Source organism: Nocardia abscessus, from assembly GCF_015477775.1.
Classification (GTDB): domain Bacteria; phylum Actinomycetota; class Actinomycetes; order Mycobacteriales; family Mycobacteriaceae; genus Nocardia; species Nocardia abscessus_A.
The window spans coordinates 87,613-111,352 of sequence record NZ_JADLQO010000004.1 but is presented as its reverse complement, the minus strand read 5'-3'; the positions used below and the strand labels follow the sequence as shown (position 1 = coordinate 111,352).

The 23,740-nt window shown below is 69.0% G+C and carries 22 protein-coding genes, 1 tRNA gene and 1 pseudogene; 15 read left to right on the top strand and 9 right to left on the bottom strand.

Annotation, left to right across the window (positions count from 1 at the left end; translation table 11 throughout):
• Positions 1–80 precede the first annotated feature (80 nt).
• On the top strand, positions 81–872 hold the full coding sequence (locus tag IU450_RS13435; RefSeq protein WP_195150142.1) for a DJ-1/PfpI family protein: 792 nt from the start codon (positions 81–83) through the stop codon (positions 870–872).
• On the opposite strand, the gene IU450_RS13430 is transcribed toward IU450_RS13435, so the two are convergent.
• From IU450_RS13430 to IU450_RS13415, 4 genes are all read right to left on the bottom strand, one after another.
• Complete coding sequence (locus IU450_RS13430) at positions 853–1,401, bottom strand: thioredoxin family protein (RefSeq protein ID WP_195150141.1); 549 nt, start codon at positions 1,399–1,401, stop codon at positions 853–855. The genes IU450_RS13435 and IU450_RS13430 overlap by 20 nt on opposite strands.
• 104 nt (positions 1,402–1,505) lie before the next feature.
• Positions 1,506–2,444, bottom strand: coding sequence for a threonine/serine dehydratase (locus IU450_RS13425; RefSeq protein WP_195150140.1), 939 nt, complete (start codon positions 2,442–2,444; stop codon positions 1,506–1,508).
• Between the two features lie 8 nt (positions 2,445–2,452).
• Entirely contained in the window at positions 2,453–3,850 is a 1,398-nt protein-coding gene (locus IU450_RS13420) for a bifunctional lysylphosphatidylglycerol flippase/synthetase MprF (protein ID WP_324197657.1), read from the bottom strand.
• Between the two features lie 210 nt (positions 3,851–4,060).
• The gene (locus tag IU450_RS13415) at positions 4,061–4,834 is read right to left on the bottom strand and encodes a dienelactone hydrolase family protein (RefSeq protein WP_195150139.1); all 774 of its coding nucleotides are present in this window, start codon (positions 4,832–4,834) and stop codon (positions 4,061–4,063) included.
• Between the two features lie 310 nt (positions 4,835–5,144).
• Between IU450_RS13415 and IU450_RS13410 the strand changes: the two genes are divergently transcribed.
• Together IU450_RS13410 and IU450_RS13405 are read left to right on the top strand one after the other, a co-directional pair.
• Positions 5,145–5,654: a hypothetical protein gene (locus IU450_RS13410; RefSeq protein ID WP_195150138.1), complete on the top strand. Its 510-nt coding sequence runs from the start codon at positions 5,145–5,147 to the stop codon at positions 5,652–5,654.
• 112 nt (positions 5,655–5,766) lie between these two features.
• Positions 5,767–6,561, top strand: coding sequence for a helix-turn-helix transcriptional regulator (locus IU450_RS13405; protein ID WP_195150137.1), 795 nt, complete (start codon positions 5,767–5,769; stop codon positions 6,559–6,561).
• 15 nt (positions 6,562–6,576) lie between these two features.
• On the opposite strand, the gene IU450_RS13400 is transcribed toward IU450_RS13405, so the two are convergent.
• From IU450_RS13400 to IU450_RS13390, 3 genes are all read right to left on the bottom strand, one after another.
• On the bottom strand, positions 6,577–6,981 hold the full coding sequence (locus IU450_RS13400; RefSeq protein ID WP_195150136.1) for a VOC family protein: 405 nt from the start codon (positions 6,979–6,981) through the stop codon (positions 6,577–6,579).
• Between the two features lie 54 nt (positions 6,982–7,035).
• On the bottom strand, positions 7,036–7,449 hold the full coding sequence (locus IU450_RS13395; RefSeq protein WP_195150135.1) for an arsenate reductase ArsC: 414 nt from the start codon (positions 7,447–7,449) through the stop codon (positions 7,036–7,038).
• Between the two features lie 481 nt (positions 7,450–7,930).
• Positions 7,931–8,842: an oxygenase MpaB family protein gene (locus tag IU450_RS13390; protein WP_195150134.1), complete on the bottom strand. Its 912-nt coding sequence runs from the start codon at positions 8,840–8,842 to the stop codon at positions 7,931–7,933.
• A gap of 107 nt (positions 8,843–8,949) precedes the next feature.
• On the opposite strand from IU450_RS13390, the gene IU450_RS13385 reads away from it, so the two are divergent.
• Positions 8,950–9,696: an SIR2 family NAD-dependent protein deacylase gene (locus IU450_RS13385; protein ID WP_195150133.1), complete on the top strand. Its 747-nt coding sequence runs from the start codon at positions 8,950–8,952 to the stop codon at positions 9,694–9,696.
• A 33-nt stretch (positions 9,697–9,729) separates the two neighbouring features.
• Here the strand turns inward: IU450_RS13385 and IU450_RS13380 are convergent, their stop codons facing one another.
• On the bottom strand, positions 9,730–11,028 hold the full coding sequence (locus IU450_RS13380; RefSeq protein ID WP_195150132.1) for a D-arabinono-1,4-lactone oxidase: 1,299 nt from the start codon (positions 11,026–11,028) through the stop codon (positions 9,730–9,732).
• A 54-nt stretch (positions 11,029–11,082) separates the two neighbouring features.
• Positions 11,083–11,763, bottom strand: coding sequence for a TetR/AcrR family transcriptional regulator (locus IU450_RS13375; protein WP_195150131.1), 681 nt, complete (start codon positions 11,761–11,763; stop codon positions 11,083–11,085).
• 117 nt (positions 11,764–11,880) lie between these two features.
• Between IU450_RS13375 and IU450_RS13370 the strand changes: the two genes are divergently transcribed.
• The 11 genes and pseudogenes from IU450_RS13370 (at position 11,881) to IU450_RS13320 (ending at position 23,725) form a co-directional block, all read left to right on the top strand.
• On the top strand, positions 11,881–13,380 hold the full coding sequence (locus tag IU450_RS13370) for an MFS transporter (RefSeq protein ID WP_195150130.1): 1,500 nt from the start codon (positions 11,881–11,883) through the stop codon (positions 13,378–13,380).
• Positions 13,381–14,124: 744 nt separating this feature from the next.
• Positions 14,125–14,487 (top strand): DUF190 domain-containing protein, encoded by a 363-nt coding sequence (locus tag IU450_RS13365; RefSeq protein ID WP_195150129.1) that lies wholly within the window; start codon positions 14,125–14,127, stop codon positions 14,485–14,487.
• Between the two features lie 77 nt (positions 14,488–14,564).
• On the top strand, positions 14,565–14,783 hold the full coding sequence (locus tag IU450_RS13360) for a hypothetical protein (protein WP_195150128.1): 219 nt from the start codon (positions 14,565–14,567) through the stop codon (positions 14,781–14,783).
• A gap of 47 nt (positions 14,784–14,830) precedes the next feature.
• On the top strand, positions 14,831–16,474 hold the full coding sequence (pgm, locus tag IU450_RS13355; protein WP_195150127.1) for a phosphoglucomutase (alpha-D-glucose-1,6-bisphosphate-dependent): 1,644 nt from the start codon (positions 14,831–14,833) through the stop codon (positions 16,472–16,474).
• Positions 16,464–17,652 (top strand): annotated as a pseudogene (locus tag IU450_RS13350) (MFS transporter); the annotation flags it as partial. The gene pgm and the pseudogene IU450_RS13350, both read left to right, overlap by 11 nt.
• 844 nt (positions 17,653–18,496) lie before the next feature.
• A complete protein-coding gene (locus IU450_RS13345; protein WP_195150126.1) occupies positions 18,497–19,198 on the top strand; it encodes a DsbA family protein in 702 nt (233 codons plus the stop codon).
• A gap of 645 nt (positions 19,199–19,843) precedes the next feature.
• Positions 19,844–19,916, top strand: a tRNA-Ala gene (locus IU450_RS13340).
• 365 nt (positions 19,917–20,281) lie between these two features.
• Positions 20,282–20,512, top strand: a complete 231-nt coding sequence (locus tag IU450_RS13335; protein ID WP_195150125.1) for a hypothetical protein — start codon at positions 20,282–20,284, stop codon at positions 20,510–20,512.
• Between the two features lie 341 nt (positions 20,513–20,853).
• Entirely contained in the window at positions 20,854–21,558 is a 705-nt protein-coding gene (locus tag IU450_RS13330; RefSeq protein ID WP_195150124.1) for a LuxR C-terminal-related transcriptional regulator, read from the top strand.
• A 203-nt stretch (positions 21,559–21,761) separates the two neighbouring features.
• The gene (locus IU450_RS13325; protein ID WP_195150123.1) at positions 21,762–22,157 is read left to right on the top strand and encodes a hypothetical protein; all 396 of its coding nucleotides are present in this window, start codon (positions 21,762–21,764) and stop codon (positions 22,155–22,157) included.
• On the top strand, positions 22,148–23,725 hold the full coding sequence (locus IU450_RS13320; RefSeq protein WP_195150122.1) for a phage tail sheath family protein: 1,578 nt from the start codon (positions 22,148–22,150) through the stop codon (positions 23,723–23,725). Before IU450_RS13325 ends, IU450_RS13320 begins: the two co-directional genes overlap by 10 nt.
• Positions 23,726–23,740: the final 15 nt, after the last annotated feature.

Sequence of the window (23,740 nt, the reverse complement as noted above, 5' to 3'; positions counted from 1 at the left end):
GCGGTGATTGACACCGGTTCGGCGCAATGAAACGCTGGTTCTCTTCTCGTCTCACAGAGTTTCGGCGAACGGGGTCGACGATGACCGGATCCGAAGGGCGCGTAGCGGGCAAGGCGGTGCGGATCGCGATCGTGACCTATCCGGGGATGACCGCGCTCGACGCGATCGGCCCGTACGAGGTGCTGCGTTTCGCGCCGGGCGCGGAGATCCGATTCGTCTGGCACGAGCCGGGGCCGATCACCACCGACAGCGGGGTGCTCGTGCTGGGCGCCACGCATTCGTTCGACGAGACGCCCGCACCGGACATCCTGCTCGTGCCCGGTGGTCCCGGCTCGGCGGCGGCGGCGGTCGACGACGCGCTGCTGGCCTGGCTGCGCAGCGCGCACCGGGGCACCCGCTGGACGACGTCGGTGTGCACGGGTTCGCTGGTGCTGGCCGCCGCCGGACTGTTGAACGGACGGCCCGCCACGACGCACTGGCTGGCCCAGTCCGCGTTGCGCGGACTCGGAGCCGACGCGAGACCTGGCGAACGGATCGTGCGCGACGGAAAGATCGTCACGGCCGCGGGGGTCTCCGCGGGCATCGACCTGGCCCTGTGGCTGGTGGGGGAGACCTTCGGCGCGGAGCAGGCCGAAACGGCTCAGCTGATCATCGAATACGACCCGCAGCCGCCCTACGACGCAGGCCACGTCGGCAAGGCGTCGCGCGCGGTCCGGCTCGCCGCCACCGCGCAGCAGGCCCGTACCGTGATCGAGCCGGACAACCTCGGGGAGTTCGCCAGGTTGTCGGCCGCCGTGCCGCAGCTGGCATGGCGCGCCGCCGTCCGGCGGGTGCGCGAACGCGGGAAGGGACTCAGGCGTCTCGCCACTTGATCGAGCACCCCATGCTCGGCCGGTGCGGTTCCGGGGCGGGCCCGCCCGCGAGCACGGCTTCGACGGCCGTGCGCAAGTCGTCTCCGGTCAGTGGTTTCCCGTTGCCGGGCGTCGATTCGTCGAACGCGCCGCGGTAGGCGAGTTCGAGGTTCGCGTCGTAGAGGAAGAAGTCGGGGGTGCAGGCGGCGCGGAATGCCCGGCCCACGTCCTGGGCTTCGTCGACGAGGTAGGGAAAGGTCCACCCCGCGCGGATCGCCTGGTCACGCAGCCGCAACGGCGCGTCGTCCGGGTAGGCGGACGCGTCGTTGGTGCAGATCGCCACGGTCGGCATGGACGGCAGCGAGTCGACCAGTTCGCCGAGCGCCGCCTCGATGTGCTTGACGTAGGGGCAGTGGTTGCAGGCGAAGACGACCAACAGACCCGGCCCGTCCACGAAATCGTCCCGGGAGTAGATCCGCTGGTCGAGATCGGGAAGGGAAAAGTCCGGTAGCGGGGTGCCGATGGGAACCATGTGTGACGTATGCGCCATGCTGTGCCTTCCGTCGGGATCGAAGACGACAGCGAGCCTAACGCCGTGTCGTCCGATTCGTCGGAAATACGCCGACGAGCCGTCACACGGCGTGGCGGCCGGTCCTACCTGGCCAGATCCGACGGATCGGTGTTCGCGCCGCACAGCACCACGCACACCCGCTCGCCTGGTGCGGGCCGGAATGCGGGCTCCTCGCCGAGTACCGCCGCCAAGGCGGTCGCCGCACCGTGCTCGACTGCGAGTCGCCGTTCGTCCCACAGGCCACGGCGAGCGGCGACGATCGCGGCGTCGTCGACGAGCACCGAGTCCACCTCGTAGCGCTGTGCGGCCGTCAGCGCCATCTCCGCGACCCGCCGGGCGCCGAGCGAGTCGGCGGCGACCGAGTCGACCTCGACGTCGACGACTTCTCCGGCCGCGATCGCGGCATGCAGCGCGCGGCAACGGGCGGGCTCCACGGCAACGGTGCGGACGCCGTAGTGGGCGGCGGCGGTGGCGACGCCCGAGAACAATCCGCCTCCACCTACGGCGACCACGACGGTGTCGAGATCCGGAATCCGCTCGTGGATCTCCGTCATCAGGGTGCCCGCGCCCCCGGCGATGAGGGGGTTGTCATAGGCGTGCGAGAGCAGGGCGCCGGTGGCGTCGGCGAAATCGCGGCTGGCCGCCAGCGCGTCGGCGTATTGGGTGCCCACCAGACGGACGTCGGCGCCGTAGGAGGCGAGGCGCTCTACTTTGACGCGCGGCGCGGTGGTCGGCAGGAACACCGTGGCGGGAACGCCCTGACTGCGAGCCGCCCACGCACAGGCGAGTCCGGCGTTGCCGCCCGAGGCGATCGTCACGCCCACCGGGGAAAGCGTGCCGTTCTCCCGATGCGTGAGCAGGAAATTCAGCGCGCCGCGGGCTTTGAAGCTGCCGGTGTGCTGAAGGAACTCCAGCGCGAACCACAGCTCGCCCGTATGGTCGGCCTGCGCCACGGCGACCGGCCTGACCAGCCCTGCTACTCGTTCGGCGGCGGCCTTCACGTCGCTGTGTGTCAGTTCCATGCGGCTGCTCAGTACTCGCGGCGGTGCGGGGCGAACTCGAGGGTGAGCAGCGCCGCGGCGGCGACGAGCACCTCGCGCCAGCGGACCAGCACGTAGCGCTCATCCGACAGCGCGTGGAACTTGCGCAGGAAACGGTAGAGCGATTCCAGCCTGATCAGCGGATCGCCCAGATGCGCCAGCAGGTACAGGCCCGCCTGTGTCGTGCGGGATTTCCGCTTCTCGGCGAACAGTTCCGGGAACGGGGCGAAAGCCAGCGAGATCCGGCGGATGCCGTGCGCGGCGGCGTAATCGACCAGATCGACGATCATGCGTTCGTCCAGGCCGTTGGGCGCGTCCTTGCGCCGCCACGGCACGTCGAGACTCAGTTCACGTCCACGCCCGGAGATGCCGTAGCGCTGGAAGCCCGCCGGGCTGCCGTCCTCCTGGGTGGCGATGACCACCAGCATGTTCGGGTTCCGTCCGTCCAGCAGATGGTCCAGGATCATCGAGAAACCGCGGGACTGCCTGCCGCGTTCCCATTCGTCGACGATGGCGAGCAGTTCCCGCCGCCGCGCCTCGGAGAGCGCGGATTCGGCCACCACCTCGGTGTTGACGCCGAAGTTCTTGGTGCGGCTCACGGCTTGGCGCAGGTTGCGGAACTTGCGGCCGACCAGGTTGAACTCGTTCACGTCGAGCACGACGTCGCGCCCGATCGGGACCGCGCGCAATCCGCGGTGCTCCAGCGCCCGCAGCCGCCACAGCTCGGCCAGTTCCGGGCTCGCGCCCAGCACGGCGACGCGCCAGCCGTGGTCGACCGCGAATTCGGAGAACGCCGTGATCAGCTCGGGGAACGCCGCGCGGTCGCCGATCGGATCGCCCGCCACCACGGCGACGCCGAAGCGGGTGCGGTAGCCGATGGCGGCGGTCGAGGACGAGTCGAAGAAGTAGGTCTTGGCGGAATGCAGGGCGAACGGCGCCAGCGGGTCGCCCTCGGTGCGGCCGACCAGTTCGGCCACGCGATACGCCTGTTCGGGCTGCGGTTTGCTCGCCAACGGCAGCACCAGGACGAAGCCGGCGGCGGCGAGCAGGACGAAGCCCGCGCCGGGATGCTCGGCGCGGTAGGCGAGGTGGGCGAGAACCAGCACCAGCGCCGCGGCCGTGAGGTGCGGGAGGGTGATCGGCCGGCGCAGGTGCAGCCCGCGGGCGACGAACAGGCCGGACAGCGCGAGGGCGGCGAACCAGCCGTGGTCGACGCCGTCCTGGGAGGTGGCATCGGACTCGTAGGCCAGAACTACCGCGATCAGCAGCGCCGCGATGATCAGCGCGGTGCGCGCCGCGGGCGTGGTGGTGAAGGCGGCTTCCCGGTAGCCGCTGAGCGTGGCCGCGCGCAGCGTGCGCGAGCCCGAGGTGCCCGGTCCGTCAGCCACGACCCGGACCCGATCCGCTGTCGCGTTCCGCTGCCCACGACACGTTCGCCATGGTGGCCCTCCAGATGATCGCCTACCGACACACTATCCGGACCCGTCGGTTCGAGGGGCAATGCCTCTCCGAATCGGCCGCTGACCGGGGCTGCGCGAAGCCGGGCCCGGCGTAGGACCGGATGCCGCCGTAGGTCGAAACATCGGATGATTCGAGATTCATTCCGCCGTCGCGCGAAGTGATCGGTCGAGCAGGGCGAACAGGTCGCGCAGGTGCCGCTCGTAGGCGTCCTCGTGGAAAACGGCGGTGTCACGCATCGTGAAGCCGTGCTGCGCGCCGGGATAGACCACCGAGGTGTACCGGACGCCCGCGGTGTCCAAGGCGGCTTCGAGGCGTGCGATCTGCTCGGGCGGCATGGACGGGTCCTGGTCGGCGTGGGCGACGAACAGTTCCGCGGTGATGCCCGCCGCTTCGTGGTGCGGGCTGTCCGGGCGGTCGTCGGCGAGCCCGCCGCCGTGGAAGCCGGCCGCCGCCGCTACCCGATCGCCGAAGGCCGCCGCCGTGCGCAGTGCGAGCCTTCCGCCCAGGCAGTAGCCGGTCGTGGCCAGCGGTCCGGGCGTGACGAACCGCGAGCCCGCGAGCCAGTCCAGGTATGCGTCCGCGTCCTCGATTGCCTTCTGCGGAGTGAGCGCCGCGCGCAGCGGGCCGAGCGCGGCGAAGAACGCGTCGCGCGCGTCCGGGTCGCTCAGCTGCGGCATGGGCAGCACCGGCGCGCGGCCGGAGCGGTAGAACAGGTTCGGCGCCAGCACCGTGTAACCGTGCCCGGCGATCGTTCGCACCATCTCGGCCAACCACGGGCGCAAGCCGAAGGCGTCCATGAAGAAGAGCACGCCGGGATGGCGCGCTCCGTCGTCCGGGTGCGCGAAGTACGCGTCGGCGACGCCGTCGGAGAGCGCGAGATCGATCGGCTCGAACGTCACGGGCGAAGTCATCGGGCCCTCCCAGTGGCCGGTTTACGGCGGACAACGGGTGCGATCCTAGCCAGCCGATGCCGCACCGGCACGCCGCGATACGGGAACCATTCGGCCGCACGCCGATTGCCCGGACATGATCTGTGATCCGATCGAGGGGATCGGTAATCGAACCTGATTTCTTTCTCTGCGGGGCGCTTTCAGGGAATTGCGGTCGGATTGCCGATTTCTCGGCGTGTATCCAAGATTTTCTTCTTCCTCGTTGTCATGCTCAGTGCCTGGCTGATCCGAACCAATCGACCGGTGAGTGGGCACGACGAGAGGTCTGACTGTGAAACTGAGCTGGATGGCGATCCCCGCGCTGGTCGCCGCCACCGTGGCCGGGTGTTCCGACGACTCGTCGGCGAGCGGGGAATCGACGTCGCCGAGTGCCGCCGCGGCCCCGAGCGCTCCGGCGACGACGAGCGAGGCGCAAGACGAGGAAGCGGCGGACGGCGGGCTCCGGATTTTGCTGGGCGAAGCGAAGAAAGTCCCTGTACCCGCCGATGCGGTGCTCGATATCAAGGCGCCCGCGGCGTGGGGGCAGGCCGCCAACGCCATTCGCTGCACGGTGACCGATAGTTCCGGGCGGAACGAAGATCTGCGTTCATCGGATGCGAAGAAGGCGGAGACGATCGGCGGAGCGGAGTGGGTGACGGTATGGACGTTTTCCTCCGCGCCGAACGGTGACGTCACCGTCGCGTGCAAAGATCCGGAATCGAAGATCGCTGCGGCTCATCGCGATCCGTACCTGCGGGTGGTGCCGCGCGGAATCGTTCCGATCGCACCGCCACAGCGCTGACCCTCCCTCCGCCGAAGAGCCCGCGCACGGCGACCAGCCGGTAGGCCCGGGACGGCCGTGCTTGCAACACCATCAGGCGGGTGCAGTGGTCGCGCACCGGAATTGTCCGCCGATGGCCGGTATCAGTGGCCGAGTAGACGGCACGCGCGGCCTGTCGGTGATCCAGAGTAGCGTCGGCGGCGTGAACGAGGTCGCCGCCTATCGCGAGCGGCCATCGCGGTACGAGGGCGCCGTGCTGTGGACCAAGACCGTCGATGGCCGTGGCCCGGCGCTGCCGGCGCTGCCGGTGCTGCCCGTGCTGCCCGACGGGTGCATGGATCTGATCTGGATGTCCGGTCGGCTGATCGTCGCGGGGCCGGATACCCGCGCCCACCACCCCGGGGTGTCGCCGGGCGGTCGGTACATCGGCGTCCGATTCTTCCCGGGCACCGCGCCCGCGTTGCTCGGCGTCTCCGCCCGCGAGTTACGCGATCAGCGGGTCGATCTCACCCAGCTGTGGCCGTCCGCGACGGTCCGGTCGCTGGTCGGACGGCTGGCGGACGCCGACGACCCGGCGGCGGCGCTCGAAGGAATCGTGCTGCGGCGCGCCGCCGACGCCGAACCGGCCGATCCGCTGCTGCGGCGGGTGGTCGGCGCGCTGGAGTCCGGTCGGCCGGTGGCGGCGGTCGCCGAGGCGGCGGGGCTCGGCGAGCGCACCCTGCACCGGCGCTGCGTGCACGCTTTCGGCTACGGCCCCAAGACTCTGGCCAGGGTGCTGCGCATGCAACGCGCACTGGCCGCCGCACGCAGCGGCGTGCCGCTCGCCGACACCGCGACGCTGGCGGGGTTCGCGGACCAAGCGCACCTGTCCCGCGAGGTGCGCGCACTGGCGGGAATCTCGATGGGAGAGTTGCTCGCCCGGTCCTAGCGTGCTCTTGCCGGGCTATTCGGCGCCGGTGGGCAGCGCGGCGTACAGGTCGACTCCGTTGCCGTCGGGGTCGAGCACAACGGCGTAGCGCTGCCCCCAGAAGGCGTCCCATGGCTTCAGCTCGCCGTGGTACCCCGCGTCCACGAGTTCGGTGTACACGGCGTCGACTTCAGCGGGATCGGCGCACCGGAAGGCGATCCCGAGCCGACCCGCGGCAGTCGGCGGCGTCCACCCGGTGTGGAACGACGCGATGACGGCTTCGGTGTCGAGCGTGAGCCGCAAACCGCCGGCCAAGGCCGCCTCGGCGTGCCCTTCCTGTTCGGACCCAGCCGGGAAGTCGAGCCCGAGGCGGCGATAGAAGGCCACCGAGGCAACCATGTCACTGACGACGATGCCGATGACGTCGAGTTGTGGTGTCATATCCGCAGCGTAGGCAGCGCTACGCCGAGCCGTCTTGAACGAATCGGACAGCGCTCAGCGTGCCGGCGCCGGGACGAGTTCGGCGATCAGGTTCTCCACCAGGATGCGGATGCGGTCGCGAATGGTGCGCACCACGTCGATGGTCTGGTCCGCTGGATCCGGCAGCATCCAGTCGCGGTAGCTGATGCCGGGGAAGAACGGGCAGGCGTCGCCCGCGCCCATCGTGACCACCACGTCGGAGATGCCGATCGCGTCCATGGTGAGCGGTTTGGGGGTGCGGCCGGAGATGTCGATGCCGATTTCGGCCATGGCGTCGACCACGATGGCGTTGAGTGTCTCGGCAGGCGCGCTGCCCGCCGACCGCACGTCGAACCGGTCACCCGCGAGGGCGGTGAGAAACCCGGCGGCCATTTGCGAGCGGCCCGCGTTGTGCACGCAGACGAACAGCACACTGGGCTTGTGGGACATGGAGAGTGCCTTTCGATGTGCAAGGTGGAGCATGAGTGTGCCGGCGGTCCGGCTGCGGTGAGCCGAAACGCTGTCGTAGCGTACGAGATACGTATACCAGCGTGCCGTGAATCGTTACGGCGCGCCGTGCTCTCGCGTGCACGCGCGGGCGAGCGGCGCAGGTCAGCGGCTCGAATCCATTGCGGCACAGCTCTTGCGGCCCCGGTGGGTGCCGCGGTGCCGGAGTGGACTGGACGGTAGCTCGGGGTGCCCGCCTACCGGGACGTACGGGAACGCTCCGTCGGAAGCGCGCGGTCGGGACCGGCGGAGCGACTGCCACTTGCGGAAGTTCGGCACTTGCGAGGCGCGTCCGGTGTGTGCTGACGTTTCGGCCTTCAACCCGCGCAACCCCGGTCGACATGGGTCGACCGGGGTGTGGCGATATTCAGCGGAATGGATGGCCTGACGGCACTCCGCCGGCCGGCGGCTCGCGCGGAACGGGTCAGATCGGACGCAGGTCGATCATCTTGCGCAGCCGCTGCCGGTCGCGTTCGAGGCGGCGTGCTTCGTAGGCGATCGGGAAATAGCGCAACCGCTCCGGCAGCAGCGGGATCAGTCGCGCGATGAGCCAGCCGAGCACGCGCAGCTTGCGTTCGTCGGCCGCGGTCCAGGTCAGTCCCAGCTTCTGCCGCGCGACCTCGGGCGTGGTGCCCACTGTCACGAAGTACTGGAGCCAGCCGATCGGCGCCACGGCCGCCTTCCACGCGGGATGCAGCGCACGCGGGAGCTGCTTCGGCGGAGCGACGGAGCGGATCACCCGCAGGTAATCGCGCGCGGTGTCGGTGGCGACCAGATGATTCGCGACGGTCTCGTCGAAGAACTTCTCGAACTCGGCGTAGTTCGCGGGGATCTCCTTGGGCGCCACCGAGAAATTGCGCAACAGCTGCAACGTCTCCTGGAAGTACGCCTCCTTGTCCGCCTCGGTGAGCGGCCGCTTGGCGAAGTACTTGGCGCTCTCGGTGAAGGCGAACGTGCCGGTGTGCAGCACCCAGGCCCACGGACCGCTGGACAGCGCGGTGTGCCGGACGCCGTTGGCATCGGTGGTGTTCAGCGACGCGTGCAGCTCGCGCAGCCGGTCGGCCTCGGCGAGCGCCTCCTCGCCGCCGTAGACCCACATCATCACCGACGCCAGGCTGCGCATGGCGCGGCCCATCGGATCGGTGCGGAAGGTGGAGTACTCGTCCACCACCGCGGAGATGGTCGGCTCCATGGTCTGCAGAAGGAAGGCCGAACCCGCGGTGAGGGAGAAGGTGACCAGTCCGGTCTGGTCCCACATCTGCGTGCCCGGTTCGATCGGGCGGCGGGGCGGCAGCGTTCGCGCGCCGGTGGTTTCGCGTGCGACGGACGCGGTCATCGTGATCTCCCTTGATCGGCCGAAGTCATACAATGAGATGATAACAATAACAATCTCTCATCGTCTATCCGTCGTGGCGGGTTCGTCGCCGCCTAGGCTGTGCGGATATGACGACCGAGTGGCGCAGTCGTAGCGGCCGGATCGGAGTGCTCACGGGCGCGGGCATCTCCACCGATTCCGGGATTCCCGATTTCCGCGGCCCGCGCGGGGTGTGGACGAAAGACCCGATCGCCGAACTGCTGTCGACATATCAGAGCTATGTGGCCGATGCCGCCCTACGGGAACGCGCCTGGCTCGCGCGGCGGGACAATCCGGCTTGGCAGGCGGTGCCGAACGCCGCGCACAACGCCCTCGCCGACCTGGAGCGGGCGGGGCGGGCGGTCACCATCATCACGCAGAACATCGACCGGCTCCATCAGCGGGCGGGGTCCTCGCCGGAACGGGTGATCGAGATCCACGGCAACATGTTCGAAGTGGTCTGCATCGAATGCGACTACCAGACCTCGATGGCGGCCACCTTGGAGCGGGTGGCCGCGGGCGAACCCGACCCGCCGTGCCCGGGCTGCGGTGGCATCCTCAAGGCGGCCACCGTCATGTTCGGTCAGCAGATGGACCGCCGCACCATGACCAAGGCCGCGCTGACCGCGGAGACGAGCGACATCTTCCTGGCCGTCGGAACGTCGTTGCAGGTGGAGCCTGCCGCGTCGATGTGCTCGATCGCGGTGCAGAGTGGCGCCGACCTGGTCATCGTGAACGCCGAGCCGACTCCGTACGACGCCATGGCCACCGAGATCATTCGCGAACCCATCGGCACGGCGGTGCCCCGCTTGGTCGCGGAACTGCTCGCCGGGTGACCGGCACGGCGTGATGTCGCCGGTGGATCGAGCTCAGCCGACCGGGCCGAGCACCCGGTCCAGGTAGGGGTTGGCGAAACGCCCTTTCGGGTCGAAGCGCCGCCGCACCTCGGCGAACCGATCCCAGTCGGGGTAGCGCTCGCGCAGCGTCGCGGCGGTCTGGAAGTGGCGCTTGCCCCAGTGCGGTCGCCCCTGGTAGCGGTCGAAAACCGCTTCGCAGGCCCGGAAGTACGGCTCGAAGTCCATCCCGCGGTATTGGTGCACCGCGATGTAGCAGGTCTCGCGGCCGCCCGCGGGAGAGAGGAACGCGTCGTCGGGCGCGACCCACCGCACCTCGATGGGCATCGGGGTGTCGAAGCGAGCGGTCAGTTCTTTGATCTCGCGGATCGCGTCGACGGAGTGCTCACGCGGGATGGCGTACTCCATCTCGGTGAAGCGGATCAGGCGTGGCGAGGCGAACACCCGGTAGGAGCGGTCCACTTGGCGCCGGTAGCTGCCCGCGTAGGCGGCGCTGCGCTGGATGAGGGGGACCAGGCGCGGCTGTCGGCGACTCAATCGGCACAGCGCGTCGAACAGGTGATTGGACATGAGGATGTCGGCGAACCAGTCCACCGCCTTGCCGCGCGGCTGCTCCGGCAGGGCCACGCGGTTGTTGCGCTTGGTCATGGCCAATGCGCTGTGCGCGAACATGTAGAACTCGAAGTGCTCGTTGCCGTCGACGAACGAATCCAGGTCGGCGAGCACCTCCTCCACCGGGATCGGTCGTTCGATGCCCTCCAGTACGAAAGACGGCACCATCCGCAGCGTCATGGCGGTGACGACCCCCAGCGCACCGATGCCGACCCGCGCCGCTCGCCAGCCGTCGGGATCGGTGTGCTCGTTCAGTTCGACCCGGCTTCCGTCGGCCAACAGCAACTCGACCGAGTGCACTGCGGCGGACAGGTTCTGCAAGGCCGCGCCGGTGCCGTGGGTGGCGGTGGCGGTGGCGCCCGCGACGGTCTGCACGTCGATGTCGCCCAGGTTGGGAAAGGCGAGGCCGTGCTCGTGCAGGGCGGTGCTGGCGGCGTTGAGGCTGATGCCCGCCTCCACCCGGACCAGGCCGCCCGTTCGGTCGACGTCGAGCACACGGTTCAGCTTCGCCAGGCTCAGCAGCGTGCCGTCGGTCAGGACGGCGTCGGTGAACGAATGGCCGGTGCCCGCCACGCGGACGGTCCGGCCGTCGGCTTCGGCCTCGGCCAGCAGGTCGGCCACTTCCTCGACGGAGTGCGGTGTGGCGAGGATCGCAGGCGCGCACTGTTGATCGCCGGCCCAGTTCACCCACGAATTGGTCATGTGACCAACTTTACGGGAGCGAACGTGACGCGCGCTACTTACGGTTCGATTTCGCTACCGCTTGCGCCAGCCGCAGGTCAGGTGCTGCTTGGCGTGCTCGACCTCGTCGTCGGTCAGTGGCGGGACGACCAGATGCTGGCGTGGCGTGCCGTCGCCGCGCACACCGTTCAACATGATGGCCATATACCGCTGCCACACGTCGGGATTGACCGGCCTGGCGAACTCGGCGAGGCCGTCGACCATGTGCACGAGCGCGAAGAAGTCCGAGGGCTCGATGCCGTCGGCGAGGACGCCCGCGTCGCGCGCTCGGGCGCAGATGGCGGTCACGGTGGGCTTGATGCGATCGCGCACGACCGTGAACCGGTCGGTCTCGCCGTCCTCGAGTTCGAGCATCACTTCGCTGAAGCCTCGATTGGTGGCCATGTGCCGACACGCGTAGTCGAAGAACTCGACGAGTCCGAACCAGGGATCGGGGTGCCGGTAGGCGGCGTCGGCCGCGTCGGCGAAATCGTTCAGGTTCTGGTCGAAGACCTCGACGATCAGTTCCTTCTTGTTCGCGAAGCGGCGGTAGACCGTCCCGACGCCCACGCCTGCCCGCTCGGCCACGTCGTCGAGGGTGATCTCGAGTCCGTGATCGGCGAACAGTTCCCGTGCCGCGGCGATGATCCGCTGCTGGTTGCGCGCGGCATCGGCCCGCAGGCGCCGGGTTGGGGAGGCGACCGTGGCGTGATTCACATCCTCATTCTATCAAGTTCCGGGATTAACCGGAGGCGTTGTCTCCGTTATCGTGGTAGGTTCTTGAATTAACCGGAGGCAACGCCTCCGGATCAATGCTCGAGACAAAGGGGACAAATGACTACCGCGATCGACCGTGGGGCCCCAGCCCCCGAGCAGACGGGAAGCGGCAGGCGCGGCTCGCACGCGCTGCGCTGGTGGGTGCTCGCCGTCCTCGGTGTCGCCCAGCTCATGGTCGTGCTCGACGCGACCGTCGTGAACATCGCGCTGCCCGCGGCGCAGCAGGACCTCGGCTTCAGCGACGGCGACCGCTCCTGGGTGGTCACCGGCTACGCACTGGCGTTCGGCAGCCTGCTGCTGCTGGGCGGGCGCCTCAGCGACCTGTTCGGCAGGCGCAACACCTTCATCGTCGGCTTGGTCGGCTTCGCGGTCGCCTCCGCCGTCGGTGGCGCGGCCACCAGTTTCGAGATGCTCGTCGCGGCCCGGGTCGGGCAGGGCGTCTTCGGCGCGCTGCTGGCGCCCGCCGCCCTCTCGCTGCTCACCGTGACCTTCACCGAGCCGTCCGAGCGGGCGAAGGCGTTCGGCATCTTCGGCGCCGTCGCCGGCACCGGTGGCGCGATCGGCCTGCTGCTCGGCGGTGCGCTCACCGAATGGGCGTCGTGGCGCTGGGTGATGTTCGTGAACCTGGCCTTCGCGGCCGTCGCCCTGGTCGGTGCGGTGCTGCTGCTGGCCAAGCACGCGAGCACCGAGCGGCCCAAGCTCGACATTCCCGGCACGGTCGTGGTCACCGCGGGCCTGTTCGGCATCGTCTACGGGTTCTCGCACGCGGAATCGGACGGGTGGACCAACGGCGTCACCCTCGCGTTCCTGCTCGGCGGCGCGGCGCTGATCGCGGTGTTCGCCTGGCTGGAGACCCGGGTCGCGCACCCGCTGCTTCCGATGCGGATCGTGCTCGACCGGATGCGCGGCACGTCCTACCTGACGGTCTTCGTCATGGGCATCGGGATGTTCGCGATCTTCCTGTTCCTCACCTACTACCTGCAGCTGACCCTGGGCTACTCGCCGATCATGACCGGCGTGGCGTTCTTGCCGATGGTGGCGGCCATGGTGGTCTCCTCGACCACCGCCCCGTCGTTGCTGCTGCCGAAGCTCGGTCCGAAGATCGTGGTCAGCGGCGGCTTCCTGATCGCGGCCGCGGGTATGGCCTGGCTGACTCGAATCGGCTTGGACACCGGCTACGCCACCCACATCCTGCCCGCACTGATCCTGCTGGGTCTGGGCCTCGGCGGTGCGATGTCGGTCGCCTTCCAGGGTGCGACATCGGGCGTGCAGCACGAGGACGCGGGTGTGGCCTCGGCCATGATCAACACCAGTCAGCAGGTCGGCGGGTCGATCGGCACGGCGCTGCTGAGCACCATCGCGGCCTCCGCGGCGACCGACTACCTGTCCGCCCGCAAACCGGACCCGCTCACCATCGCCCAGTCCGCGATCGAGAGCTACACGACCAGTTTCTGGTGGGCCACGGCGATCTTCGTGGCGGGCGGCATCCTCACCGCGGTGCTCATGCCGAGCACGACGCCGGCGCCTTCCGAGGGAGAGCCGGTCCTCGCTCACTGACCCGAGGGGGGCACCGCCGATCCGGTTCCGGACACAGCGGCCGCCGTTCCCGCGCCTCGCGCGGGAACGGCGGCCGTCGTCGTCGGATCACCAGCCGCGCAATTCCGTTCGCCCGCGCGGGACCACCTACTCGACAGGTAGGCCGCCGGACCTGTGGCTGTGCGATTGCCAAAGGCCGTGCGCTCGAACGGTCGAATCTCAGCGCCAGGTGAATCTCCGCACCCTGCGCGGTGGCCCGAATTGGGTTGTATGCCGTGCGGCCCGGCATCGGCCAAGTCCCGCGGTGCCCGTTCGCCGCGCACCGCAAAGCGCTCCCTGATCACCATTTCTGGTGCAAAATACGACGAAGTCGGATGTGGCGGGCTGTGTCGAACGCCGTCGGCATCTCGCTCGATCCGGTCTCGTGCAGACGTGAACGGTCCCCGGTCCGACCGACGCGGTAAAAGTCATGGGATGCTTTGCAATCGGAATCTCGATGATTCCGGCCGCCGCGGTATGGGTAGCCAAGGGACTGCTGCATACCCTTTTCGGCATCGGCGTACCCGGCGGTCGCACCACCCTCTCCACCCCACCCGCGAGGTTCGTAGACTCCTCGGACCGGGCGCGGTGCTCCCCGCGCTCGTCCGCCTCGGGGAGTGGCGGTGGCGTGGCCGGGACGTCGGGGCCCGGCGCGGGCATGGCACGGTGGACACCTGGTTCGGCTCGGCGATCGACGGGAACGGCACGACGGAAGGGGGTCAGGCGATGAGTGGTTCGCAAGCGGGTGCTGCCACGGCGGGCCGATGGCGGCCCGCCGCACGGCTCACCGTGCTGCTCGACGAGGACGACAAGTGGCGGCACACGCCCCTCTATCACGAGGTCGTGCGCCGGGCCAGGGACACCGGCCTGGCGGGCGCCGGCGTGTGGCGCGGCATCGAGGGCTACGGCGCGTCCGCGCAGGTCCACACCACCCGGCTCCTGGATGTCGCCGTCCATCTTCCGTTGATGCTGGTGCTGGTCGACGAGCCGGAACGCCTGCGCGTCTTCGTCGAGCGGAATGCCGAACTGTTCACCTCGGTCAACGTCACGTTGTCGCAGGTGGACCAGTGGCAGGAAGGTGAGCGATGAGACGACCGCGTGGCCGGTGCGACGCCGGCGCCGGATCCCCCGTAGGGCGAGCGGCGCCAGGCGATTTCGCCTCGCCGATGCCACCGCGCACGGCGGCCGTTACCATTGTCGGTTCGGCGCGGCTCGGCGATCTGAGCGGCGTGTCGGCGGGCGATCGGTCGCTCGCCGCCGCGGAAGCAGGTTTCCACACCGTGCCGACCACGTTCAGCATGTGCGGCTACGAGAGGTTCCGGCGGGTGGCCGACGTGAACGACGTGGCCGTGGGGTCGGCGGTGACCGGGTGGTCGGGGACATGATCCTGATGACGAGCCGGGCGCAGCCGATACGGAAGGGAGACCCGAGCATGGCCCACGATCGAGCCGGGCGTCCCGCACGTCCCACCGACCTGGAAGACATCGCCCACCTGGTGACGGCGTATTACAGCCGCGTTCCGGATGCGCGGGAACCAGCCCAGCGGGTGGCGTTCGGAACGTCGGGACATCGCGGCTCGAGCCTGGACGGCGCCTTCAACGAGGCGCACATCCTCGCGATCACCCAGTCGATCGTGGAATACCGCGCCACCCGGGGCATCACCGGTCCGGTCTACCTGGCCAGGGACACCCACGCCCTGTCCGAGCCCGCCTGGACCACCGCGCTCGAGGTGCTCGCCGCCAACGACGTGACCGCGGTGATCGACGCCCGCGACCGCTACACCCCCACGCCCGCGCTGAGTCACGCTGTGCTGCGCCACAATCGGGGCGGCGCCAAGCACCAGGCCGACGGCATCGTGGTCACCCCGTCGCACAACCCGCCCCGTGACGGCGGCTTCAAATACAATCCGCCGCACGGCGGCCCGGCCGACAACACGGCCACCGACGCCATCGCCGCCCGCGCGAACGAACTGCTGCGCGACGGGCTCACCGAGGTCAAGCGCACCACGCTCGAGCGTGCGCTGGCCACCGGCGTGGAACGCTACGACTACCTCGACCACTACATCGACGACCTGCCCAACGTGCTGAACCTGGACGCGATCCGCGGCGCGGGCATCCGGCTCGGCGCCGATCCGATGGGCGGCGCCAGCGTCGACTACTGGGAGGAGATCGGCCAGCGCTACGACCTCGAACTCGAGGTGGTCAATCCGTTCGTGGATCCCACCTGGCGGTTCATGACGCTCGACAGCGACGGCAAGATCCGGATGGACCCTTCCTCCCGCTACGCGATGGCATCGCTGATCGCGATCAAGGACGACTACGACATCTCCACCGGCAACGACGCCGACGCCGACCGGCACGGCATCGTCACGCCCGACGGCGGGCTGATGAATCCGAACCACTTCCTGGCGGTCGCCATCGAATACCTGGTCGCCAACCGGATGGGGTGGGACGCGCTGACCAAGATCGGCAAGACCGCGGTGACCTCGTCCATGATCGACCGGGTGGTCTCCGTGCTCGGCCGCGACGTGCACGAGGTGCCCGTCGGCTTCAAGTTCTTCGTTCCCGGATTGTTCAGCGGCAGCCTGGCATTCGGCGGCGAGGAGAGCGCGGGGGCGTCGTTCCTGCGGATGGACGGCACCGTCTGGACCACCGACAAGGACGGCATCCTGCTCGCGCTGCTCGCCGCCGAGATAGCCGCGGTCACCGGGCAGAGCCCGTCGGCGCGCTACGTCGAACTCGAACGCCGCTACGGCAGCCCCGCATACGCGCGGATCGACGCACCCGCCACCGGGGAACAGAAAGAGCTGCTCGCGAAGTTGACTCCGGACATGATCACCACGAAGGAGGTCGCCGGAGAGCCGGTCACCGCCGTGCTCACCAGGGCGCGGGGCAACGGGGCGCCGCTGGGCGGCCTCAAGGTGACCACGGAGAACGCGTGGTTCGCCGCCCGCCCCTCCGGCACCGAGGACAAGTACAAGATCTACGCGGAGTCGTTCCACGGCGCCGAGCACCTCGTCGAGGTGCAGGCGGCCGCGGAGGAATTGGTGGGACAGGCGCTGTCCGGTGACCGGTAGAGCCAAGCCCCTGCCCACCGAGATCTGGGTGCTGGTCGGGGGCGCGTTCGTCATCGCCATCGGGTTCGGTTTGGTCGCCCCGGTGCTGCCGCAGTTCGCGCGCGGCTTCGGCGTCGGCGTGGCGGCCGCCTCGGCGATCGTTTCCGCGTTCGCCCTGATGCGTTTGCTGTTCGCGCCGGTGAGCGGGCGGCTGGTGCAGCGGCTGGGAGAGCGCTCGGTCTATCTCGGCGGGCTGCTGATCGTCGCGCTGTCCACCGGCGCCAGCGCGCTGGCTCAGAGCTATTGGCAGCTCATGGTGTTGCGCTCGCTGGGCGGTATCGGATCCACCATGTTCACCGTGTCGTCTTTGGCGCTGGTCATCCGGATGTCGCCGCCCGAACAGCGCGGCCGGGTCTCCGGGTTGTGGTCGACCAGCTTCCTGGTGGGCTCGGTGAGCGGGCCGCTGGTGGGCGGCGGGCTGTCCGGGCTCGGGCTGCGCTGGCCGTTCGTGATCTACGCGATCGCGTTGCTCGTCGTCAGCGTCGTGGTGTACCTGAGTCTGCGGAATTCGGAACTGGCCGCGCCGGAACCGGTCGGCGGCGTGCGCATGATGTCGTTCCGGGAGGGCTGGGCGCGGCCGGAGTACCGGGCGGTGCTGCTGTCGAACTTCGCCAACGGCGCGGCCGTGTTCGGTGTCCGGATGGCGCTGGTGCCGCTGCTCGTCGTCGAGGTGCTGCACCAATCGCCGGGCATGGCGGGTGTCGCGCTGACTGTGTTCGCCGCGGGCAACGTCGCGGTGCTGTTCGCCTCGGGCCGCTTGTCCGACCGGTGGGGGCGCAAACCGTTCGTGATAGTCGGATCACTGGTGTGTGCGGCGGGGACCGCGGGGCTCGGTCTGGCGACCGACCTGCCCTGGCTGCTCGCCACCTCGTTCGTCGCCGGGCTCGGTTCCGGGATGTTCACGCCCACCCAGCAGGCCGCCGTCGCCGACATCATCGGACCCAAGGCGCGCGGCGGGCCGGTTCTGGCCGGTTTCCAGATGGCCGCCGACCTCGGCACCGTCATCGGGCCGGTCGCCGTGGGCGCCCTGGCCCAGCAGGTGTCCTACGGACTCGCGCTCGGCGTGACCGGCGCCCTGCTCGCTGTCGCGGCGCTCGTCTGGGCCGTCGTTCCCGAACCGCTGCGGCGGGTTCCCGTGCATGCGGAGGCGCCATCCGAACGTTTCGCCGGTACCGACGACACCGTGCGCCTACCGGCTCGGATCGACCGTGCGGTGAGCGAGGTGTCCGCCGCGCCGGTGGCCGACAGTCCGGTGCCGGTCGTGGCCGATTCCGAGGTGGCGGGTGATCGTCACGGGGGCACGGAGGGTTCGCGTGCGGTGACTGATCAGCCGGGATCGGTGGCGGGTGGTGTCGTCGGAGCAGTAGAAGCGTCTGACGGGCTGACGGGCCGTTCCTCGGCCGTGGCAGGTAATCGCTGCGGTACGGCTGCCGATTCCAGGCAGATGAGGACCGCGCCGGGCACCGCCGCAGTGGTCGACTCGGACGAAGAGGGATCCTCCAGCCCTGCGGGTCGACCGATGTCCCGCCGCAAACCTAGGCGACCGGAGCGGCGTAGTCGCCGTACGCGCTGAGTCGCTCGTGATGGGTGTCGGGGGCGGTCGGGTTCGTGGACCGGAGCAACGGAGACGCCGTACGCGCTGAATGGGCGGCGAGGGGTGTCAGGGGCGGTCGCGTTCGCGCGGCCGGGGGACGTAGCCGCCGCGCGCGCTGAATCGACCGCGATGGGTGCCAGGGGCGGTCGCGTTCGGTCGGCGTCGTCCGTCCGGTGGCGAGTGAAGTGCCTTCCGTGCTTCTGTCCTAGGTTCGCAGACTCCGTAAGCCGTCCGAACGAGGCCCGGCTTCGGGTCGTTGAAATGGCGTCCTGTCGGAGCGCGGGGACGGCCGCCACATCTCGGATGCGTGGCCCGGCGGCGGGCCGAGTGGCTGATTGCGGCAAAGTGTCGATGTGAGCGAATCGCGTTCGAAGTACACACCGCGGCCGATGTCCAGTACGACCACCTATGCGCTGGGTGCGGTCGCTCTTGCGCTGATCGTGCTGATCGTCATCGCGGCGATCCGATGGGGTCGTGACGAAGCGGCCGTCCGCAACGACGGCTACGGGTCGGTGCGCGACCCGGCGGTGCACTCGCTGCTCGAACAGAACGGCTCGATTCTGCTCGGTCGCCCGGACGCGAAGAAGACCATCGACATCTTCGAGGACCCGCTGTGCCCCGGCTGTGGCAGCCTGGAGCGCATCTACGGCCAGGAGATCGCGCAGAAGATCGATGAGGGCACGTTGGCGGTGCGCTATCGCCTGGTGAATTTCCTGGACGGCCGTTCGCGGAGCAAGGACTACTCGACCCGCGCCGTCGCGGCGAACCAGTGTGTGGCCGAAGCGGGTTCGGGCCCGGTCTACTCCAAGTTCCACACCGAACTGTTCACCACCAAGCGACCCGGCGAAGGTAATGCCGACCTGAGCAACGAGGAACTCGCCGCGATCGCCGCCGATGCCGGAGCCGCCGAAGCTGTGCGGCAATGCATCGCGAGCGGCGCCAAGGTCGACTTCGCCCGCACCACCGCCATGGCGCAGACGGCGGCGCTCGGCGAGGCGCTGGGCGGCTCCGCGGCCACCCCCGCCGTCTTCGACGGCACGACCAGAGTCGACACCGATGACGAGAACTGGGTGGTCTCGCTCACCGATTGATCAGTTGCCCGGCCGCTGACGCCGGGTGCGGACACACTGCTGTGATGCGATCCGGCTCCCTGCCGTCCAGTCGGCCCCCGCGAACGGACGGGCCGGGTACGCCGACTCCACCAAATCGACGCCCCGGCCCACTCGACGGTGCGATCCGACATCCCCAGCCCCCGAGATCGCCGCCCGCCGAGTTCTTCGGTTGGCCTGGGGCCGGGCAACGGCTCCACCTGCCGCCGCCCGGCCCGCGCACTCGACAACGCGATCCGGCCCCCTGTCCCTAGACCGCGCCTCGAGATGTCTCACCGTTCCCCGCCGCGAACCCCTTCGGCCCCTCGATATCCCGCCGCCGGTCCGGCCGGTCGCACGCACCGCGATCAGCGCAGCCGTACTCGGCGCGAGCGCTGACCACGCCCACAGCCCACCCGCCGGACACTCGGACTGGACAAACCAGCAACCCCATCTGCTCTATCCGTTCCGAGCGTCCAACCGGCTACCGCCGACGTCCTCAAAACCGAACTGACTTCGAACACATGTTCGATACTAACCACATCACCCCTCGTCTGTCACCCCCGAATCGAGGCGATTTGGTGGCCGACACACCGTTGGTGTAACTTCATTCAGGCGCGGCGGGGAAGCCCGGAGCGCAACCGACCAGGGGCTATGGCGCAGCTGGTAGCGCACCACACTGGCAGTGTGGGGGTCAGGGGTTCGAGTCCCCTTAGCTCCACAGAAATAGCAGGTCAGGCCCGGTCTACGACCGGGCCTGACTTGTTTTTTGGGCCAGGCCCCGCGTTTACCCCCCGTTTTGGGTCCTGGATTCTGTTTGGCCGGTGCGACGGGGCGGTCGTGTACCTGCGCTGGTTACCGTCGTCGCAGGTTCGTGCCCTCGACAGGGCGCAGCGAACATGTGAACGGAACGACCTGCCGTTGTCGCGCGGTCAGCTAGTGATCGAAGCAGAACTTGAGTTGTGACGGCTGTCGGCCGCAGCGGTGTCGCCCCAACCCACGCCTACTTAAACCATGAGGCATCGCCCGCAATCGGCACCTGCGAACCCCCGCTCTGGCAGATTTTTCGCACATACCCGGCGGCGCATGCGAACCGGGTCCGCCCCCGGTGACCAGCCCGGCCGTCCGGGGCATATGGTCTATGTCGCGTCGATCGATGGCACGGTGCGCGCGTTCAACACCCGGGTGTGCAACCCGGCCGTGCCCGTGTGGGAGACCGGCGTCGGCTACCTGCCGGGCACAAGCCCTCTCGACGATCCCGCACGGGGTGGCGGGCTGCACGTCCGCGCCGAATGCGCCCGCGATGCACCGCCTTGACCACCGAGACCGTGGTCCACGCGGGCACCTGGGACGGCCGGGTGGTCGTGCTCGACCGCCCGACCGGAGTAGCGATCGCCGCGCAGCGGCCCGGCGGTAAGCTCGGCCGTCTTGTATGTCGGCGACCACGCCCGGGCATATTGGCCCCCAGTCTGAAATAGACCCCGGCAACTGCGGATTTGCTCCGCAGCGCTGTTGTCGCATCGGTCGGAAATTTGAGTAGTCGACTACTCTCGTGCCTCCCCCCACGCAAGATCGACGATTGCTATAACAGCATGTGTGGGGTGGTCTCACTGGCAAGCACGAGAGACTCCACGTGGCCGGTGTCGAAGGAGTACACGATGATCCACCAGTCCGTGCCCGGCACGCCCGTGCCGGGCGGATTCGATGGCGGAGTAGTCGTTCGAGGGCTGGACCCGGTCGCGTTGCGCATCGTCATCGTGTCGCCGATCCGGCTGTACCGCGACGGCGTCGCAGCGGTCCTCGAGGCGCTCGACGACGTGGGCGAGGTGTGCGCGTGCGCGCTGGCGGTCGAGGGCATCGAGGCGGCCCGGCGGATCGGCGCGCAGGTGGTGCTGCTCGACATGTCGGCGGTGAGCAGCGAGGCCGCGGCGCGGGTATTCACCCGGGAGTTGCCCGGTGTGAATGTTGTGGCGCTCGCGCTGCCCGAGACCGAGCAGTCGGTGATCGCCTGCGCGGAGGCCGGGATCGTGGGCTACGTATCGCGCGAGGGCACGCTCGACGATCTGATCGCTGCGGTGCGGCACGCGGTGCGGGGCGAGCTGCTGTGTTCGCCGGTGATCACCGGCGTGCTGATGCGCCGGGTCGCCCGGCTCGCGGACAACCATCGGCCCGATACCGGCCGATTTCGCCTGACCAGCCGGGAGCAGGAGGTCGCCGACCAGGTCGCGCTCGGGCTCAGCAACCGCGCGATCGCCGAGCGGCTCGGCATCGAGCTGTGCACGGTCAAGAACCATGTCCACAACATTCTGGAGAAGCTCGGCGCGGCACAGCGCGCCGAGATCGCCGATTATCTGTCGGGCTGACGATCTCCCTCGGATCCGCTGCCGAATCTTCTTGCGCTGTAGGCGAATCGATCGATCGATGACCGGTCGGACCATCCCGGGCGTCGACCGGATCCGGACCGGGTTCAGAGGAAGACAGACCCGGGGGATTCATTGTGCCGGGCCGGACGCCGCGGGTTACTGAATGCGGTGGCGTCGGTGGCGACGCCGGTTACGAGGCTCAGATGAACGACAGGACCGTGACCACGGTGGCGCTGGTCGCATGCTCCGGAATCATCGGCGGTCTGATCCGTCGCGGCCTGCGTGCCCGCACCGATGTGACCGTGGTCGAGGACGCCCCGGCACACGATCTGCCGCGGCTTTCGCAGCGGTTGCGCCGGCTCGCGCCCGACGTGGTGGTCTGGCAGCTCGACGACGACGCGATGCTCGACCGGCAACCCGAATTGTTCGGCGCCACAGGCGGATTTCCGGTCATCGCAATCACCGACGACGGGCGCGACAGCGCCGTCTGGCGGCTGTGGCCACACCGGACGGCCCTGGGCACCCCGTCCATCGACACCCTCGTCGACACGATCCATGCCGTCACGGCGTCAGCAGAGGAGAATCCGCCATGCCAGTGAGTCCCACCTATCCCGGTGTGTACATCGACGAACTGCCCAGCGCCGTCCGCACCATCGTCGGGGTGCCGACGTCGATCGCGGCCTTCGTGGGCTGGGCGCCGCGCGGCCCCACCGATCCGGTGCGCATCACGAGTTTCGACGACTACAACCAGATCTTCGGCGGGTTGCACGAGCAGAGCCCGATGAGCCAGGCCGTCTACCAGTTCTATCTCAACGGCGGCAGCGAGGCGGAGGTCGTCCGGCTCGCGGGCAACGGCGCTGAGGCCGCCGTCCAGCTGGCGGGCGGCCCGAAGCTGAAGGCGGCCAGCGCCGGCGCCTGGGGCAACAAGCTGCAGATGCGCGTCGACCACGACACGAAGGATCCGGCCGACACCAACCTGTACAACCTGACCATTCGGGATGCGAAGACCGGGGTGCAGGAGACGTACCTGAACGTCAGCATCGTCAAGACCGCCCCGCGCTACCTCGCCAACGTGGTGAACGGGTCGCGGCTGGTGGTCCTCGACGGTAACGCCACCACCAGGCCGACGGCGCACAAGGCGCTGGACGCGGGGACGGACCCCTTCACCGAGGGCAAGGGCGGTGACGCGCCGGACGGCTGGTATTCCGAACCGCCCGCCGGAAGCGGGACCGACGGTACGGGGGCCGGCCAGGCCGACTACCTCGGCGACAATTCGACCACCGGCCTGTATCAGCTGCGCAAGACCGATATCTTCAACATGCTCTGTCTCCCCGGGCTGCTCGGGATAGCCGAGGGTGCGGCGGGAGTGAAGACCGTCCAAACCGCCGCCCTGAATCTGTGTGGCGAGCGTCGGGCGATGTTCATCGTCGACCCGCCGGACGAATGGGAGACGGTGCAGGACGCGGCCGCTCCGGCCAAGGCGTCCCATCTCACCGGCGATCCCGCCAAGAACGCTGCGATCTACTTCCCGAATGTGCGCGCCGGAAATCCGTTGCACGGCGGCGCGGTCGAGAAGTTCCCGCCGTGTGGCGTGGTGGCCGGTATCTGGGCGCGCACCGATGTGCAGCGGGGCGTGTGGAAGGCTCCCGCGGGCATCGAGGCCTCGCTCAACGGCGTCGACGCGCTCGGCGGCGAGCAGCCGTTGAAGATGACCGACCTGCAGAATGGCATCCTGAATCCGCTGGGCATCAACTGCCTTCGGTCGTTCCCGGTGATCGGCCCGGTGTCCTGGGGCGCGCGCACCATGCGCGGCGCGGATCGGCTCGCCGATCAGTGGAAGTACCTCCCGGTGCGGCGGCTGGCGCTGTTCATCGAGGAGAGCCTGTACCGCGGGACACAGTGGGTGGTGTTCGAACCGAACGACGAGCCGCTGTGGTCGTCGATCCGGCTCAATGTCGGCGCGTTCATGAACAACCTGTTCCGGCAGGGTGCGTTCCAGGGCCGGACGCCGCAGCAGGCGTACCTGGTCAAGTGCGACAGCTCGAACAATGCGCAGAACGACATCGATCGCGGAATCGTCAATATCCTGGTCGGTTTCGCGCCGCTGAAGCCGGCGGAGTTCGTGATCATCCACATTCAGCAGCTGGCCGGCCAGATCCAGGTCTAGGCGCAGGGAAGGACG

Excerpts from the sequence above, each read along its gene's own strand:
- IU450_RS13435 (WP_195150142.1), top strand. The coding sequence starts at position 81 with ATGACCGGATCCGAAGGGCGCGTAGCGGGCAAGGCGGTGCGGATCGCG.
- IU450_RS13430 (WP_195150141.1), bottom strand. The coding sequence starts at position 1,401 with ATGGCGCATACGTCACACATGGTTCCCATCGGCACCCCGCTACCGGAC.
- IU450_RS13425 (WP_195150140.1), bottom strand. The coding sequence starts at position 2,444 with ATGGAACTGACACACAGCGACGTGAAGGCCGCCGCCGAACGAGTAGCA.
- IU450_RS13415 (WP_195150139.1), bottom strand. The coding sequence starts at position 4,834 with ATGACTTCGCCCGTGACGTTCGAGCCGATCGATCTCGCGCTCTCCGAC.
- IU450_RS13405 (WP_195150137.1), top strand. The coding sequence starts at position 5,767 with ATGGCCGGTATCAGTGGCCGAGTAGACGGCACGCGCGGCCTGTCGGTG.
- IU450_RS13400 (WP_195150136.1), bottom strand. The coding sequence starts at position 6,981 with ATGACACCACAACTCGACGTCATCGGCATCGTCGTCAGTGACATGGTT.
- IU450_RS13395 (WP_195150135.1), bottom strand. The coding sequence starts at position 7,449 with ATGTCCCACAAGCCCAGTGTGCTGTTCGTCTGCGTGCACAACGCGGGC.
- IU450_RS13390 (WP_195150134.1), bottom strand. The coding sequence starts at position 8,842 with ATGACCGCGTCCGTCGCACGCGAAACCACCGGCGCGCGAACGCTGCCG.
- IU450_RS13385 (WP_195150133.1), top strand. The coding sequence starts at position 8,950 with ATGACGACCGAGTGGCGCAGTCGTAGCGGCCGGATCGGAGTGCTCACG.
- IU450_RS13380 (WP_195150132.1), bottom strand. The coding sequence starts at position 11,028 with ATGACCAATTCGTGGGTGAACTGGGCCGGCGATCAACAGTGCGCGCCT.
- IU450_RS13370 (WP_195150130.1), top strand. The coding sequence starts at position 11,881 with ATGACTACCGCGATCGACCGTGGGGCCCCAGCCCCCGAGCAGACGGGA.
- IU450_RS13365 (WP_195150129.1), top strand. The coding sequence starts at position 14,125 with ATGAGTGGTTCGCAAGCGGGTGCTGCCACGGCGGGCCGATGGCGGCCC.
- IU450_RS13360 (WP_195150128.1), top strand. The coding sequence starts at position 14,565 with ATGCCACCGCGCACGGCGGCCGTTACCATTGTCGGTTCGGCGCGGCTC.
- pgm (WP_195150127.1), top strand. The coding sequence starts at position 14,831 with ATGGCCCACGATCGAGCCGGGCGTCCCGCACGTCCCACCGACCTGGAA.
- IU450_RS13345 (WP_195150126.1), top strand. The coding sequence starts at position 18,497 with ATGTCCAGTACGACCACCTATGCGCTGGGTGCGGTCGCTCTTGCGCTG.
- IU450_RS13335 (WP_195150125.1), top strand. The coding sequence starts at position 20,282 with ATGCGAACCGGGTCCGCCCCCGGTGACCAGCCCGGCCGTCCGGGGCAT.
- IU450_RS13330 (WP_195150124.1), top strand. The coding sequence starts at position 20,854 with ATGATCCACCAGTCCGTGCCCGGCACGCCCGTGCCGGGCGGATTCGAT.
- IU450_RS13325 (WP_195150123.1), top strand. The coding sequence starts at position 21,762 with ATGAACGACAGGACCGTGACCACGGTGGCGCTGGTCGCATGCTCCGGA.
- IU450_RS13320 (WP_195150122.1), top strand. The coding sequence starts at position 22,148 with ATGCCAGTGAGTCCCACCTATCCCGGTGTGTACATCGACGAACTGCCC.